Source organism: Serratia sp. NCCP-200, from assembly GCF_059697885.1.
In genome coordinates this window covers 1,040,862-1,056,827 of sequence record NZ_BAAKUJ010000001.1, presented here as the reverse complement: position 1 = coordinate 1,056,827, position 15,966 = coordinate 1,040,862, and the positions used below count along the sequence as shown (strand labels likewise).

Genomic DNA, 15,966 nt, shown 5'->3' with positions numbered 1-15,966 from the left:
TCATGCGAAAAGGGCCGCAAAACCCGTACGGCCCTTTTACACTATCGCCGTTCCCTGCGCGGTTTTTAACCGCAGCAGCCATAACAATATGCCTCTTTAAGGAGTTTTAGCGTGATTAGCGTTTTCGACATGTTTAAGATCGGCATCGGCCCGTCCAGCTCTCATACGGTTGGACCGATGAAAGCCGGCAAACAGTTTGTCGACGATCTGGTAAACGAAGGCTTGATGCCTTCCGTCACGCGTGTTGCCGTCGATGTTTACGGCTCACTCTCATTGACCGGTAAAGGTCACCATACCGATATCGCCATCATTCTCGGCCTGGCGGGCAATATGCCTGATACCGTCGATATCGATGGCATTCCAGGCTTTATTCGCGATGTTGAGCAACGTCAACGCCTGATGCTGGCCAACGGCCTGCACGAAGTCGATTTCCCCCGCGACGGCGGCATGGTATTCCGTAGCGACAATATGCCGCTGCACGAAAACGCCATGCAGATCCATGCCTTCGCTGGCGACAAGCAGGTTTACAGTAAAACCTATTACTCCATCGGGGGTGGGTTTATCGTTGATGAAGAACATTTCGGCAAAGCCGAAAGTAACGAAATCTCGGTTCCCTATCCGTTCCACTCGGCAAGCGAAATGTTGGCCCACTGCCACGCCACTGGCCTGTCCCTCTCCGGGATGGTCATGCAAAACGAACTGGCACTGCATAGCAAGCAGGAGATCGAGGCCTATTTCGGTAACGTTTGGCAAACCATGCGCGCCTGTATCGATCGCGGTCTGAACACCGAAGGCGTACTGCCTGGCCCGCTGCGGGTTCCACGCCGCGCCTCCGCCCTGCGCCGCTTGCTGGTTTCCTCAGACAAACTGTCCAGCGACCCAATGAACGTTATCGACTGGGTCAACATGTTTGCGCTGGCGGTGAACGAAGAGAACGCCGCCGGTGGCCGCGTGGTGACCGCCCCAACCAACGGAGCCTGCGGGATCGTCCCTGCGGTGCTGGCTTACTACGATCATTTCATCGAGTCCGTCAGCCCGGAAACCTATGTCCGTTACTTTATGGCGTCCGGTGCGATTGGCACGCTGTATAAAATGAACGCCTCGATTTCCGGTGCCGAAGTGGGCTGCCAGGGCGAAGTTGGTGTGGCCTGTTCGATGGCCGCAGCGGGCCTGGCCGAGTTGCTTGGCGGCAGCCCTGAGCAGGTTTGCATCGCCGCCGAAATCGGCATGGAGCATAACCTGGGCTTGACCTGCGATCCCGTAGCCGGTCAGGTACAGGTCCCTTGCATCGAGCGCAACGCCATTGCCTCGGTGAAGGCGATCAACTCGGCGCGTATGGCATTGCGCCGCACCAGCGAGCCACGCGTATCGCTGGATAAGGTGATCGAAACCATGTACGAAACCGGTAAAGACATGAACGCCAAGTATCGTGAGACCTCCCGTGGCGGTCTGGCGATCAAGGTTCAGTGTGACTGATTAAGTCTGTCCCCCCTCGTCATCACCGGCGAGGGGGAACGGCTGAAAAAGCCTGAACTGGCTACGCAACCGCGTGCTGCGCACACTCAGAGAATCAATAGATTAGCTGGGGAAAAACCTCGTTGCCCCGTACAAATTCAGCAATACTGCTAACCTGACCACTTCGCCCATCCGCCGGTTAACCCCCAAATTTCCCCTTTGATCGCGCCAACCGAAATAATTTGTTGAGTTACCATCAATTTTCCATGCGAACAGGCTAGAATTAGCCAAGCATAGTATTACTGAAATTGCGCCTGGAAGTGGCGTCAGGCAGTTAGACTGAACAAGGACTTACCGGATGTTGATGACCCAACTTGCCGCATCGAAATACCGCTATTACCGTTGGCTTCTCGCCGGCGCGGTTGGGTTGGCTATTTTGTTGATTTCGCTGTATACCCGCTACTATCAGGAAGTCCGTAATACCGAGCAGAACCAGCGCGTCCTGGCCAGCCGGGTGATCACCAAACTCAATGCGTTGCTGCTGCCCGCAGAGCAACAGGCTCTCAGCACCATGTCGCTAATCGGGCAACCCTGCGATTCGGTGATGCCAACGTTACGCTTTCGTGCCGCACAGAATCAGGCGCTGCGCTCGTTGCTGTTAGTCAAGGATGGTACGATTTATTGCTCCAGCCTGTTTGGTCAGCGCCACTATGTGTTTACCACCATTTTCCCGACCATGACCCAAGGCGGCATGCAGCTGGCACTGCGCCCCTCCATCACGGTAGCAAAAGGAACGCCAACGCTGGTGCTGTGGACTCCGGTGCCCGATCAAAGTACCAGCGGAGTGTTGCACGTTTTCAATATCGATCTGTTGTCCAATTTCCTGCTGGAACCACAAGAGCCTTATGCTCACCGGGTTGCTCTCAACGTGGGTGCCTACCGACTGGAATATGGTCAACAGGAAATTACCCTGAGCGATGGCAAAGCCGAAGGCCTGCAATACACCGCCAAATCCGCCAAGTATCCTTTTTCCATCTCCCTGTTTGGACCTGATGCCCGTACTCTGGCACTGGCCGCACTACCCCGCCATATTCCTCTGGCGCTTATGCTGAGCCTGCTGGCGGCCTACGTGGTCTATCTGATCACCGCCAACCGCATGAGCCTGTCTTACCATATTGGCCACGCCATTACGCATCGCGAATTTCGTGTCTACTGCCAGCCGATTATCAACAGCGATAATGGGCGCTGTGTCGGCGTTGAAACCTTGATGCGCTGGAAGAACAAGCGGCAAGGCTGGATTTCGCCAGACGTGTTTATCCCGCTGGCCGAACAACACGCCCTGATCATTCCCCTGACGCGTTATCTGATGACCACTGTGGTGGAAAACCTCAACCTGTTCCCCCCTCGCCCCTCTTTCTATATCAGCATCAACGTCGCAGCAGAGCATTTCAACACCGTCAGCATTATCGATGACATCCGCCGCATATGGCTGCCCGCCCATCCGATGCCTTCATTGATGCTGGAACTGACAGAGCGAACCGCCCTGTCAGAAATTCAGTATGAGCAGATTAAAACGCTCAAAGAGATGGGGATCATGCTGGCGATAGACGACTTCGGCACCGGCCACAGCTCGCTCAGTTACCTGAAAAAGCTCAGCCCGGACGTGTTGAAGATCGATCGTGGCTTTACCGCCGCCATTGGTACCGACGCAGTCAATGCCACCGTGACAGATACCATTATTACGTTGGCACAGCGCCTGAAATTAAAACTGGTGGCCGAAGGAGTTGAGACGGAGGAACAGGCAGAATATCTACGTTCGCAGGGGGTAAATGCCTTGCAGGGGTATTATTTTGCCAAGCCGATGCCGATCAACGTGTTTCCACTGTGGCTGCAACAGTATGAAACCCGTCAACGCGTGCTGCATCAACAGCCGCAAACAAAAGAAAAGCGAGACGGCTGACAAACTTCAACCGGCTCGCTATAGGAGCACTGCAAACTGAAACCGGGGATACTCCCCCCGGCCTCACCACTTACTCGTCTTGCTCGTGCTGCGGTTTCACCTTGGTGATACTGACCAGCTCGATGCGATAATCCGAGATCTCAAGGATTTCAAAGCGCAGGTCGTGGAGTTCGACCACGTCTCCCACCGTTGGCATCTGGCCAGAATATGAGAGCAGGAAGCCCGCCAGCGAGGCGTAATCCTCGGTGGGGCTAACCAGATCGTCACAGTCCAACGCCTGCTCCAACGAGTGGAGATCCGCCCCGCCTTTCACCAGCCAGCGGTCGCCATCCTCGATAATATCCGGCGTTTCATCTTCGTCCGGGAACTCACCGGCAATCGCTTCCAGCACGTCTAACGGCGTAACCAGCCCCTGCACCACGCCAAACTCATTGGTCACCATCACCAGGCGGCCCTTGGCCCGGCGCAATACCGCCAACAGCTTGATCACATCCATGGTTTCCGGCACCACGATCGGTGGGGTACGTGCGGCAAACTCGGCGATATCCACGCCCTGATCCAACGCGACCAGCAGATCCTTGGCACGTACCACGCCGATAAACTCGTCCAGCTCATAGCGGCAAACCGGGAACAGGCTATGCGGGGTATCCAGCAACTGTTCGCGCACCTCGTCGCGGGAGCGTTCGCAATCTACCCACGAAATCTCGGTGCGCGGCGTCATTACGCTGCGCAAGGTACGGGAAGCCAACGTCAGCACGCCACTGATCATATAGCGTTCCTCCTGCGCAAAGGTTTCTTTCACCTTATGCAGGCTGTCTTCATCCACCTGCTGCTGGGTACGCTGTTGCCCCATCAGGCGCATAATCGCTTCAGCCGTGCGTTCGCGCATCGGGCGACGAGACTCGTGCTTGATGAAGTTGCGCCGTGCAATCTGGTTAAACATCTCGATCAGGATCGAGAAGCCAATCGCCGCATACAGATAGCCTTTCGGAATGTGCACGCCAAGGCCTTCGGCAATCAGGCTCAGGCCGATCATCAGCAGGAAGCTCAAACAGAGCACCACGATGGTCGGATGGGCGTTCACGAAGTTGGTCAAAGGTTTCGAGGCCAGCAACATCACCGCCATCGCAATCACTACCGCTGCCATCATGACCGGCAGATCGTTGACCATCCCCACCGCCGTGATCACCGCGTCGAGCGAGAACACCGCATCAAGGATGACAATCTGTACCACCACCGCCCAGAATTTGGCGTAGCCACGGTTGGCACCTTCCTGATGGGTGCTGCCCTCCAGCCGTTCATGCAACTCCATCGTGGCTTTGAACAACAGGAATACCCCACCAAACAGCAGGATCAGGTCGCGGCCAGAGAAAGCGAACTCCCCCACGCTGAACAGCGGTTTGGTCAGCGTCACCATCCATGAAATCACCGACAGCAACCCAAGACGCATCACCAAGGCTAATGAAAGACCGATAATGCGCGCTTTATCACGCTGCTTGGGCGGTAGTTTGTCGGCCAGAATGGCGATGAATACCAGGTTGTCGATACCCAGCACGATTTCCAAGACCACCAGGGTCAATAACCCGGCCCAAATCGAGGGGTCCATTAATATTTCCATATCAGACTCCAGAAGAAAGACAGGTTGGCAGAGCTGTGCTCAGACGTAGGGAAGCAAACGCAGACGTGGCGTTGGCGATGACAGAGAGAAAACAGGATGGCACTAACAGGAAGCAGCCATAAGGCCGAGCGAACGTTGTGGCGCCAACAGGTGGCGGGTGAAACCTTGTAAAACAGTAACTTCGGTGACAGTCCATAGGGAGGGCTGAGGCCCTTCACTCCTTGGTTATGAAAGAAGAATGCACTCTAACAGGAAATTTTTCGCCAGAAAAGTGGCTTTGTTCAGTTTACGTCTCATTTTGTAACAGCTTTGCTGTTTAATTCCGCAAACTAACTATTCAGCTTAATCGATCCACTAATAGCAGAGCAATGTCACAAAATTTATTTTTTCACGCACTAAAATAAATGGCGTTAACGGGAATTAACGGCCACAGGTTTTTGAAACTGCGTGATAAATGTTAAGTGTGAGTTTCTTTTTTTCTACCATAATGTATTGAACCAACGTATCTGAACCGCGGAAGTGACTGCCAGGATGGTGATGAGTCAAGACACGATCCGTGCCTTAAGTTCAACGAGGAGGTAGCGAGTGGCAATAGCTATTATCATCGGCACACACGGGACTGCAGCGGAACAACTGCTGAAAACAGCAGAAATGCTATTGGGTGAGCAAGCCAACGTCGCCTACATAGATTTCGTTCCCGGTGAAAATGCTGAAACGTTAATTGAGAAATACAATGGGAAAATCAGTGAGCTCGATACCAGCGATGGCGTCCTGTTTCTGGTTGATACCTGGGGCGGCAGCCCGTTTAACGCGGCCAGCCGCATCGCAGTAGACAAACCACACTATGAGGTTATCACCGGGGTTAACATTCCCATGCTGGTGGAAACATTCATGGCCCGTGATGACAGCCCAAGCTTTGACGAACTGGTCGCGCTGGCGTTGGAAACCGGCCGTGAAGGCGTGAAAGCGCTGAAAAAACCGGCGGAAGAGAGTGTTAAGCCCGTCGCGCCACAAAGTGCCCCTGCTCCAAAAGCCGCTGCGCCCCAAGCGCCTCTCGGCCCCAATGACCATATGAAAATCTGTCTGGCACGTATCGACGATCGTCTGATACACGGCCAGGTTGCTACCCGCTGGACCAAAGAGACCAACGTCAGCCGCATCATCGTAGTCAGTGATGAAGTGGCCGCCGACCACGTCCGTAAAACCTTGCTGACTCAGGTTGCTCCCCCAGGCGTTACCGCTCACGTTGTTGACGTGGCAAAGGCGATCCGCGTCTGGAACAACCCGAAATATGCGGGTGAGCGCGTGATGCTGCTGTTCACCAACCCAACCGACGTTTGGCGTCTGGTTGAGGAAGGCGTGAATATCACATCGGTGAATATCGGTGGTATGGCGTTCCGCCAGGGCAAAACCCAGGTGAATAACGCGGTGTCCGTCGATGAGAAAGACATCGAGGCGTTTAAGAAGTTAAACGAACGCGGGATTGAACTTGAAGTCCGTAAGGTCTCTTCCGACAGTCAGCTAAAAATGATGGACCTGATTAACAAACTCAATTAACGGCAACGTCGTTAATTTTTTACTCAGAGCTATTTGGTCATATAGGAGAAGTGCAATGGAGATCACCACTCTTCAGATTGTACTGATATTTATCGTTGCCTGTATCGCCGGGATGGGTTCCGTCCTGGATGAGTTTCAATTCCACCGCCCGTTAGTGGCCTGTACGCTGATTGGCTTCGTTCTCGGTGACATCAAAACCGGTATCATCATCGGCGGTACGCTGGAGATGATCGCACTGGGTTGGATGAACATCGGGGCTGCGGTTGCACCCGATGCGGCGTTAGCGTCGATTATTTCCACCATTCTGGTTATCGCCGGTGGGCAAAACATCGGTGCCGGTATCGCCCTGGCGATCCCACTGGCAGCAGCAGGCCAGGTACTGACCATTATCGTGCGTACCATCACCGTGGCCTTCCAGCATGCGGCGGACAAAGCGGCAGAACGGGGTAACCTGAACGGTATTACCGTGATCCACATCGCGGCCCTGTTGGTACAGGCAATGCGTGTCGCTATTCCTGCAGTGATCGTGGCGGTCTCTGTCGGTACAGCTGGCGTCCACGCCCTGCTTAACTCAATTCCGGAAGTGGTCACAGGCGGTCTGAACATCGCCGGTGGCATGATCGTGGTAGTCGGTTACGCGATGGTCATCAACATGATGCGTGCCGGTTATCTGATGCCATTCTTCTACCTGGGCTTCGTTACCGCAGCCTTCACCAACTTTAACCTGGTCGCACTCGGTGTGATCGGTGTGGTGATGGCGGTGCTCTATATCCAGCTCAGCCCTAAATACAACAAGTCTCAGGTGGTTCAGGCCAACCCTGCCGGTGCCAACGACCTCGATAACGAATTGGACTAGGAATAGGTGAAAGAAATGGTTGATACAACGACTCAAAAGAAACTGACACCTGCCGATATTCGAGGCGTATTCGTACGCTCCAACCTGTTCCAGGGTTCATGGAACTTCGAACGTATGCAGGCGCTAGGTTTTTGCTTCTCGATGGTGCCGGTGATCCGTCGCCTGTACCCGGACAACAACGACGAACGCAAGCAGGCAATCAAACGCCATCTTGAGTTCTTCAATACGCAGCCGTTCGTCGCAGCGCCAATACTTGGCGTTACCATGGCGATGGAAGAACAGCGTGCCAACGGCGCACCGATCGACGATGCGGCCATCAACGGCATCAAAGTCGGTTTGATGGGGCCACTGGCCGGCGTAGGTGACCCGATATTCTGGGGTACCGTTCGCCCGGTATTTGCCGCATTGGGTGCCGGTATTGCCATGAGTGGCAGCCTGCTCGGCCCGCTGTTGTTCTTCGTGATGTTTAACCTGGTGCGCCTGTTGGTTCGTTACTACGGTGTCGCCTACGGCTATCAAAAAGGGGTCGATATCGTTAGCGATATGGGCGGTGGTTTCCTGCAAAAACTGACGGAAGGGGCGTCCATCCTCGGCCTGTTTGTCATGGGGGCCCTGGTTAACAAGTGGACGCACGTGAATATCCCGCTGGTGGTGTCAAAAATTACCGACCAGACCGGGCAAACCCACGTCACCACGGTACAAACCATCCTTGACCAGTTGATGCCTGGCTTGGTACCGCTACTGCTGACCTTCGGCTGTATGTGGCTGCTGCGCAAGAAGGTCAACGCGCTGTGGATCATCATCGGCTTCTTCGCCATCGGTATCTTCGGTTACTGGATTGGTCTGTTAGGTCTGTAATAGCAATTGATAGCCGGGGGGCAACCCCCGGTTTTTTTATTTATGGAGTGGTGAGATGTCGCTGACCGATGGCGTAATACTGATTTTTATTCTGCTGATGCTGGCGTATGCGCTGTATGACGAGCTCGGCATGAACCTGCTGAAAGGAAAAACGCTGTTAAAGGTGCAGCTCAAGCGGGGTAACCGCCTGGACTGCCTGATCTTCGTCGGTCTGATCGCCATCCTGATCTACCGCAACCTGGTCGAGCAGGGAGCGCCGATAACTACCTACCTGTTAATTTCCCTGGCGTTGATGGCGGTATATATCTCCTATATCCGCAAGCCCAAAATGTTGTTTAAAACTACGGGCTTCTTCTATGCAAATGCGTTTATTGACTATCGACGCATCAAAGCCATGAATTTATCCGAAGACGGCATTCTGGTTATCGATTTAGAACAGCGCCGGTTATTAATCCAGGTTACGCATCTGGATGACCTGGAAAAAATCTATCATTTTTTCCTTGAAAATAAATGAGTTAAAACCACCCCGCCCCATCCTGATTAATTAACAGTGCTTTTTTTGGGTAATTAATCAGCATGGATGGTGTTTTTCCTGCTTATTATTTCCACACCATTGATGCATCTACCGCCATTATTACTCTCACCAAGCTGGTTAATGAAAATAAGTCTCAATTTCACCCAATGCCTCGGTGAAATTAAACGTTGTCCGCAGCAAAAATATTATGGTATGGTTGCGCCGTCATTGGGGAGTAGCCGGTTTCTGGGGGAGTTTTAACCAGAAACGCCCGTATCAACATACTCGTTTCGTCAGCGAAACGTGGTGCGGGCAGCCAGGTAGGTTGGCGAGACCATAGGCACGTAACTCCGTCGTATGGTTGGGGGTGGGTTACGTGTATATGGAGCCACCCGGCCGAGACTATTTCAATGAACCTTTCCGCAACTCTTATCCTGGCTTTTGGCATGTCTATGGACGCGTTTGCCGCGTCGATCGGCAAAGGTGCCACTCTGCATCAACCGCGTTTTCGCGAAGCTATCCGTACCGGTCTGATCTTTGGCATCATTGAAGCCATTACCCCGCTTATCGGCTGGGGCATCGGGCTGTTTGCCAGCCAATACATCATGGAATGGGACCACTGGGTCGCCTTTAGCCTGCTGTTTATCCTTGGCGCACGCATGATCGTTGAAGGGGTGAAAAACAAGCCGGAAGAAGAGAAAGTCAATCGTCATGGCTTCTGGGTGCTGGTTGCTACGGCCATTGCCACCAGTCTGGATGCGATGGCAATCGGTGTGGGTCTGGCATTCCTGCAGGTTAATATCCTGCATACCGCGATGGCGATAGGTATGGCGACCATGATCATGGCGACGCTGGGGATGATGGTTGGCCGGTTTATCGGCCCGCTGCTGGGCAAGCGCGCAGAAATTCTTGGCGGCGTGGTGTTGATCGGGATTGGCTTTAATATCCTGCTGGAGCACTTGGGCTACCTGGCTTAATCCTTGGCAGAGAAGAAGACTCCCTCACCCTAACCCTCTCCCCAAGGAGAGGGAACCGATCGAATTCGTTGATCTTTCTGCGTAATACCTTAACTTTCTTGCTTTTACTCCCTACTTTCCGAAGCTACACGGGCCAATTACCTACTCCGGGCAGCTCCCTCACCTTGAATAAGGTGGGTGTTCGAGTTGCTCAGGTGATCTCTTTACCTCCAAAAAGGCAGGGGCTATCAGCTCCCTCTCCCTGTGGGAGAGGGTTGGGGTGAGGGGCAATCCGGCGGTACAAACGGATGGCGAAATCCGTCTCGCAGGCAAAGGTAGCCATGTCGAGCAAACCTTGCTGCACCTCCGGCGAAGCGCGCCAGGCAAACGGCGTCATCTGCAACAGATTGGCAGCCTGCTCACCCGGCAGCGCAATCGGATAAGCCAATGGCTCGGCCAATTCACAGCTGAAGCCCTCAAGCTGCTCATCATGCTCCGCATGCAATTGAACCTCCTGATAAACCTGCTGTTTTAGCTGATAAAGGTGCCGCGGCCCCGGTGACACCGTCACAACCACCCCACCCGGCTTGACGACCCGCGCCAATTCCTCGGCTTTACAGGGGGCATAGATACGTAACACAGCATCGAGCGACGCGTCGGCAAACGGTAGGCGATGGCTGGAAGCTACACAGAAAGAGACCGCCGGGTAGCGTTTGGCTGCCGAGCGAATAGCCACCTTGGCAACATCCAGGCCATATACCGCTACGGTCCGTTCCTGAGACAAGCTTGCAGCCACTGCGGCCGTGTAATAGCCTTCACCACAGCCAATATCCAGCAGTGCCTGTGGCTCAATAGGCAAAGTGCTGGCTAACAGTTCAGCCACCCGCTGTTGCAACGGCTGGTAGTAGCCGCCGTCAAGAAATGCGCGGCGGGCCTGCATCATCTCGGCACTGTCACCCGGCTGTTTAGAACGCTTGTGTTGCACCGGCATTAAGTTGACGTACCCTTCTTTGGCACGGTCGAATTGATGGTTATTTTCGCAACGCCACTGTTGGTTTGCGAAATCAAGCGGTTGGAAGCACAGGGGGCACTGATAAGACATGGATGAGATCCCAGAGAGAGATGGCGCGGGTAGTCTAAAGAAGGCTGGTGTACGATGCAAGGCGGATGCCCATCTGCCACTAGCCAAGTAATCCAAAAGCTGGCTACACTGGATATCTCCTCTCAGCCACAGGCAAAAACGTTCTATGACCGACTATTCCCCGCTGCTCAGCGGCGTTCCTGGCATCGCTCATGGCTTTGGCAATAAAGGTGCCCTGCTGCCAACGCCGTTACAGCCCTTTCGCAATACGCTGCCTGAGAAAAAACAGGTACACGGTACTCGCATAGTCGATATCCATCAGGCGGGCCAGCAATGCGGTGAGGCCGATGGCTTCTTTACCCGTGAGCCAGGGATCCTGATCAGCGTATTAACCGCAGACTGCCTGCCGGTGATTTTCAGCCGTAAAGACGGTAGCGCCATTGCTGCGGTACATGCGGGCTGGCGCGGCCTGCTGGATGGCATTCTGGAGCAGATGGCCAAACGTATCGGCCAGGATGACGATACCGCCAACTGGGTGGCCTCCATCGGCCCCGCTGCGGGCGCTTGCTGCTATCAGGTTAACCAGGAGTTGGTCGAACAGTTTCAGCAGGCGCTGCCCTTGCCAGCAGAGCTGATCAGCCCGACCCAACGCCATCTGGATCTGGCCGCCATCGCCGTAAACAAGCTCAAAGCCTTGGGCTTCGCCGCAGTCGATCACGCAGGCTCTTGCACCATCTGCACGCTCAACAGCGACCCACGGCAGCCCCAGCGCTTTAAATACACCAGCTATCGCCGCAACAGCCATCGCCGCGCACAAGATCCCAACCATCCGGGGATTAAAGGCCGCAACCAGTATTCCGGCATCATCATCACCGGGTGACATTCACCGACGCCAGATACGAAAAAACCCGCACTAAGGCGGGTTTTTTGTTCAGCTGACGCTGATTAGATTGCAGTAACGTTTACTGCAGATGGGCCTTTCTGGCCATCTTGGATTTCGAACTCAACGTTCTGGCCTTCAGCCAGGGTTTTGAAACCGTTACCCTGGATTGCAGAGAAGTGTACGAACACGTCTTTGCTGCCGTCAGCTGGGGTGATGAAACCGAAACCTTTAGACTCGTTGAACCACTTAACTTGACCTTTGATCTTTGCCATCTTGAGTATTTCCTTTGGATTGTTTAAACCGCCCGTAGGCGTTACATAGACAAACTAGAGTCGTTACTGCTTGAGGCACTAAGATAAGGATCGGCAGAGAAGCGGTATTCAACGCTAACGTCTTTACTCAGAACTTCTTTACTGAAAATGCCACACATATACAGAACTGTACCTCGTTTTACCCAAGTGCGTTATCACATACTCTGGAATCGATGGCAAGCCATTTTTAATCACTCATGGACGTGTCGCACATATTTGAAACGGTCAGCCGCAAGAATAGCTTAAATAGGGTAAAAGAGGTTGAAGCCTTGGCTATTTTCTGCTTTGTAAAGAAGCCGCGCTGTACTCCGCGTGGCGCCTCAGTTTTAAGAATTCTTTCAACTCGACAGCGAGCGATTTTGACCACATATAAGCCGCAGACAGGCCAAAGAACGTAAAAAAATTTGAATCTTTATGGAATTTTATATGCAACTATTGAATATCGAAGGCCGGGGGCCAAACGGCCCACTGATCCGACCTTTGGGTAGCAAAGCCTGTCATAGCAGGATAGTTATGCTTTGGCCACCGTAACAGAACCGTTCACTCGGGCCAAAACGCTCACACAGGCCAGTGCATAATCATGCAGTGAGCCAAATTTTGCACCAAGAAAGTGCAAGCGGACGAAATAGCCACCCCGTCCTGCAAGTTTATATCCGTAGCTAAGTTAGTAAGGATAAAAACAAATAATAAAAATACCACCTACCCACTCTGCGGCTATTTCCGCCGAAGATTAACGAAATCGCCAAGGCATTTTTTTCGCTAATCTTGGCGTGACGGTTTTATCCATTACCCGCCGTAAACCCCGCAAAGCCGCACCACGCCCAGCGCCACCCGATGCGGGGTACGCCGCAACCCCATGATACTCATTAGGAGTTAGGGCTAACCTCCAGATGTTCACCAATCTTCAGCGGATAAAAACTGTGCTGCTCAACCCCGGCTTCGCGTAGTGCCAGGCTGAGTTGCACAGGTGGTTCATCCAACGACTCGTCGGCCAATTCAAACACCCCCCAATGGATAGGGATCACTCTGGGTTCATTCAATTGCTGATACAGCCTCACCGACTGCTGCGGGTCCATATGCTGCTCTTGCATGAACCATCTTGGGGCGTAAGCGCCAATGGGCAACGCCGCGATATCGAACGGCCCAAGGCGGGTGCCGATATCAACCAACCGTTCGCTGTAACCGCTGTCACCAGAGAAATAAAAACGCAGCGCCGGGTGATGGATCACCCAGCCACACCATAGAGAACGATTGCGATCCCACGGTGTACGCATGCTCCAGTGGCGTGCTGGCGTGGCGTAGAACGTCATCTCATCCAGCGTCAGGCTCTCCCACCAATCCAGTTCGACCACCCGTTTGGCCGGGTAATGGCTGAACCAGCGTTTGAGGCCCAGCGGGACGACAAAGGTGGCATTGCGAAAGCGTTTGGTCAGTTCCCTGATGGTTTGACGATCCAGATGGTCGTAGTGATTGTGGGAAATCAGCACCACATCTACCGCTGGCAGCTGCTTTACCGTTAGCGGGGGCGGCGTCTTGCGATGTGGGCCATAGAAGCTCACAGGTGATGCCCTTGGCGACAGTACTGGATCGATCAGCACGTGGCGGCCCCCAAGACGCAATAGCAGAGAAGCATGGCCCAACCACCATACACGGTCCTGATCGCCGCTCAGATCGGCGGCTTGCCACCAGTTGGCGATAAACTGCTCGTAGCCTGCCTGAGGAGGTTTGGGCAGGCCGAGCTTCTTGCGTTCGTCTTGCCAGCGCTTCAGATCCCCGGGCTGGTGTAACGATGGCTCCGGATTGCAGAATCCCTGTGGCGTATGATGCGCCTTGCTGGCGTCGTAATATTTGTTGGTTATTTTCAACCCATTCTCTCCCTGTAGTACCATAGTGGTGCCGCAATCGTTACAAGATTGCCTACCCAATAGCTTATAGTATCGCAATGACAAACAACTGACCTTTTTGTGGATGTTGTTGTCATAGCCAGAGTAAGAAGGCCAAGGTCGCCAAGAACCTGTTAAGCCTTTCTTAAGAACCTTGTGATTTACTTACTAGGACATTCTGAAAAAGGAGGAGTTATGAGCCGGACTGCATCAGGCAAGTCACGCGTTCGTATGGGCCGCTATCGCCGAGCGCTGGCGACGCTTGGGCAATACTGGAAAATGTATCTGGCAATGAAGCTGCGCCGGCTACGCGTACCGTCACCGCTGCTGTTACTGGCAAGCACCCTGGCAGGCTTTTTTATGCTGGGCCTGCTGATGCTTAGCGTGGTGGTGATTGATGTTATCAGCACCCTGTTCCTGCTGTGCAGAAAGCTGCTGCGGCTGGGGCGCCACCCTCAGGGCAATGCCGTCGCCCGTTAACCGTTCGGAGGCGCTGAGGCGCCTCCAACGTGAATACTACCTCTTGTTACCACCCGCCTTTTTACGCCGGGTCAGCAAAAATCCAACCCACAACAACAGTACCCAAACCGGCATCAACAGTACGGAGATGCGGATCCCTGGGCTGAAGTACATGATCACCAGAATCAACGACAGGAACACCAGGCACAGATAGTTGCCAAACGGATACCATAGCGACCTAAAGCTGGTGATCACCCCTTGGCGATCTTTGGCTGCGCGGAATTTCAGGTGCGCCAGGCAAATCATCACCCAGTTAATCACCAACGTCGAGACCACCAGCGCCATCAGCAAGCCAAACGCCTCGCCAGGCATGACGTAGTTAATCAATACGCCTACCGAGGTGGCCAGCGCCGATAACGCGATAGACAGCACCGGTACGCCACGTTTGTTAACCTTGGTCAGCGCCTTTGGCGCATTGCCTTGTGTCGCCAGGCCAAACAGCATCCGGCTATTGCAATACACGCCGCTGTTGTAGACCGACAGTGCTGCCGTCAGTACCACTACGTTGAGCATGGTCGCCACCAGGTTGCTGTTGAGCGCATGGAAGATCATCACAAACGGACTGCCCCCTTCCACAACCTTGCCCCACGGATAAAGTGACAATAGCACCGTCAACGAGCCGATATAGAAAATCAGGATACGATACACCACCTGATTGGTGGCTTTAGGAATGCTACGGCGTGGATCGGCGGCTTCTGCTGCGGTAATACCCACCATTTCCAGCCCACCGAACGAGAACATGATCACCGCCATCGCCATCACCAGGCCGCTAATGCCGTGTGGCATAAAACCGCCCTGATCCCACAGGTTGCTAATGCTGGCTTCCGGGCCACCGTTGCCGCTGGCCAGCAGGTAGGCACCAAAGACGATCATCCCCAGGATCGCCGCCACCTTGATGATGGCAAACCAGAACTCGGTTTCCCCATACAGGCGTACGTTCACCAGATTGACCAGGTTAATCACGACGAAGAAAACTGCCGCCGATGCCCAGGTTGGGATTTCCGGCCACCAGTATTGAATATAAATCCCTACGGCGGTCAGTTCCGCCATACCGACCAGGATAAACATCGCCCAGTAGTTCCAACCGGATAAGAAACCGGCAAAGTCCCCCCAATATTTATAGGCAAAATGGCTAAAGGAACCGGCTACCGGCTCTTCCACTACCATCTCCCCCAGTTGGCGCATAATCAAAAAGGCAATAAAACCACCTATGGCATAGCCCAGCAGCACGGAAGGCCCGGCCATCTGAATGGTTTGTGCAATACCCAGGAACAGGCCGGTACCGATGGCACCGCCCAGGGCAATAAGTTGTATGTGTCTGTTTTTTAAACCGCGTTTTAGCGGGGTATCCTGAAGCTGACCGCCCATCTTATCCTCGTCCGGCTGAGTATCCAGGCAGCATTGCGCAAGATATCGCCAACCAATAAATAAACCTGCGGGCGTTTTAACACTTAACCTTTCAGGCATCAAGGATTAGCGCCCGGCGATCGTTAACCGGGCCAGAGGGTTGCAGGA

The 15,966-nt window shown here is 53.8% G+C and carries 15 protein-coding genes and 1 riboswitch; of the genes, 9 read left to right on the top strand and 6 right to left on the bottom strand.

Annotation, left to right across the window (positions count from 1 at the left end):
- Positions 1-111 precede the first annotated feature (111 nt).
- Positions 112-1,476, top strand: coding sequence for an L-serine ammonia-lyase (gene sdaA, locus AC6HVW_RS04915; protein WP_071682961.1), 1,365 nt, complete (start codon positions 112-114; stop codon positions 1,474-1,476).
- A 337-nt stretch (positions 1,477-1,813) separates the two neighbouring features.
- A complete protein-coding gene (locus tag AC6HVW_RS04910) occupies positions 1,814-3,415 on the top strand; it encodes an EAL domain-containing protein (RefSeq protein WP_071682962.1) in 1,602 nt (533 codons plus the stop codon).
- Between the two features lie 70 nt (positions 3,416-3,485).
- On the opposite strand, the gene AC6HVW_RS04905 is transcribed toward AC6HVW_RS04910, so the two are convergent.
- The gene (locus AC6HVW_RS04905; RefSeq protein ID WP_071682963.1) at positions 3,486-5,033 is read right to left on the bottom strand and encodes a TerC family protein; all 1,548 of its coding nucleotides are present in this window, start codon (positions 5,031-5,033) and stop codon (positions 3,486-3,488) included.
- A gap of 585 nt (positions 5,034-5,618) precedes the next feature.
- On the opposite strand from AC6HVW_RS04905, the gene manX reads away from it, so the two are divergent.
- From manX to mntP, 5 genes are all read left to right on the top strand, one after another.
- On the top strand, positions 5,619-6,590 hold the full coding sequence (gene manX / locus AC6HVW_RS04900; RefSeq protein WP_071682964.1) for a PTS mannose transporter subunit IIAB: 972 nt from the start codon (positions 5,619-5,621) through the stop codon (positions 6,588-6,590).
- Between the two features lie 55 nt (positions 6,591-6,645).
- Positions 6,646-7,446, top strand: a complete 801-nt coding sequence (locus AC6HVW_RS04895; RefSeq protein WP_021181036.1) for a PTS mannose/fructose/sorbose transporter subunit IIC — start codon at positions 6,646-6,648, stop codon at positions 7,444-7,446.
- Between the two features lie 15 nt (positions 7,447-7,461).
- Positions 7,462-8,304 carry a PTS mannose transporter subunit IID gene (locus AC6HVW_RS04890; RefSeq protein WP_071682965.1) on the top strand — a complete coding sequence of 281 codons (843 nt, stop codon included), beginning with the start codon at positions 7,462-7,464 and terminating at the stop codon, positions 8,302-8,304.
- A gap of 55 nt (positions 8,305-8,359) precedes the next feature.
- Positions 8,360-8,818, top strand: coding sequence for a DUF986 family protein (locus AC6HVW_RS04885; RefSeq protein ID WP_059201066.1), 459 nt, complete (start codon positions 8,360-8,362; stop codon positions 8,816-8,818).
- A 218-nt stretch (positions 8,819-9,036) separates the two neighbouring features.
- Positions 9,037-9,218: riboswitch (yybP-ykoY riboswitch) on the top strand.
- 10 nt (positions 9,219-9,228) lie between these two features.
- On the top strand, positions 9,229-9,795 hold the full coding sequence (gene mntP / locus AC6HVW_RS04880) for a manganese efflux pump MntP (protein ID WP_024487163.1): 567 nt from the start codon (positions 9,229-9,231) through the stop codon (positions 9,793-9,795).
- A 190-nt stretch (positions 9,796-9,985) separates the two neighbouring features.
- Here mntP and rlmA read toward each other — a convergent pair whose 3' ends face one another.
- On the bottom strand, positions 9,986-10,876 hold the full coding sequence (gene rlmA / locus AC6HVW_RS04875; RefSeq protein WP_497569282.1) for a 23S rRNA (guanine(745)-N(1))-methyltransferase: 891 nt from the start codon (positions 10,874-10,876) through the stop codon (positions 9,986-9,988).
- Between the two features lie 145 nt (positions 10,877-11,021).
- On the opposite strand from rlmA, the gene pgeF reads away from it, so the two are divergent.
- On the top strand, positions 11,022-11,735 hold the full coding sequence (gene pgeF, locus AC6HVW_RS04870) for a peptidoglycan editing factor PgeF (RefSeq protein ID WP_071682966.1): 714 nt from the start codon (positions 11,022-11,024) through the stop codon (positions 11,733-11,735).
- Positions 11,736-11,800: 65 nt separating this feature from the next.
- Here pgeF and cspE read toward each other — a convergent pair whose 3' ends face one another.
- The 3 genes from cspE to AC6HVW_RS04855 all read right to left on the bottom strand — a co-directional run bounded on the left by cspE (position 11,801) and on the right by AC6HVW_RS04855 (position 13,914).
- Positions 11,801-12,010, bottom strand: a complete 210-nt coding sequence (gene cspE, locus AC6HVW_RS04865) for a transcription antiterminator/RNA stability regulator CspE (protein WP_002221949.1) — start codon at positions 12,008-12,010, stop codon at positions 11,801-11,803.
- 41 nt (positions 12,011-12,051) lie between these two features.
- Complete coding sequence (locus tag AC6HVW_RS04860) at positions 12,052-12,168, bottom strand: DUF2627 domain-containing protein (RefSeq protein WP_002211058.1); 117 nt, start codon at positions 12,166-12,168, stop codon at positions 12,052-12,054.
- A 747-nt stretch (positions 12,169-12,915) separates the two neighbouring features.
- Complete coding sequence (locus AC6HVW_RS04855) at positions 12,916-13,914, bottom strand: MBL fold metallo-hydrolase (protein WP_021806779.1); 999 nt, start codon at positions 13,912-13,914, stop codon at positions 12,916-12,918.
- A gap of 213 nt (positions 13,915-14,127) precedes the next feature.
- Here AC6HVW_RS04855 and AC6HVW_RS04850 point away from each other — a divergent pair, with 213 nt between their 5' ends.
- The gene (locus AC6HVW_RS04850; RefSeq protein ID WP_059201070.1) at positions 14,128-14,412 is read left to right on the top strand and encodes a hypothetical protein; all 285 of its coding nucleotides are present in this window, start codon (positions 14,128-14,130) and stop codon (positions 14,410-14,412) included.
- 36 nt (positions 14,413-14,448) lie between these two features.
- On the opposite strand, the gene AC6HVW_RS04845 is transcribed toward AC6HVW_RS04850, so the two are convergent.
- On the bottom strand, positions 14,449-15,819 hold the full coding sequence (locus tag AC6HVW_RS04845) for an amino acid permease (protein WP_024486480.1): 1,371 nt from the start codon (positions 15,817-15,819) through the stop codon (positions 14,449-14,451).
- Between the last annotated feature and the right edge of the window lie 147 nt (positions 15,820-15,966).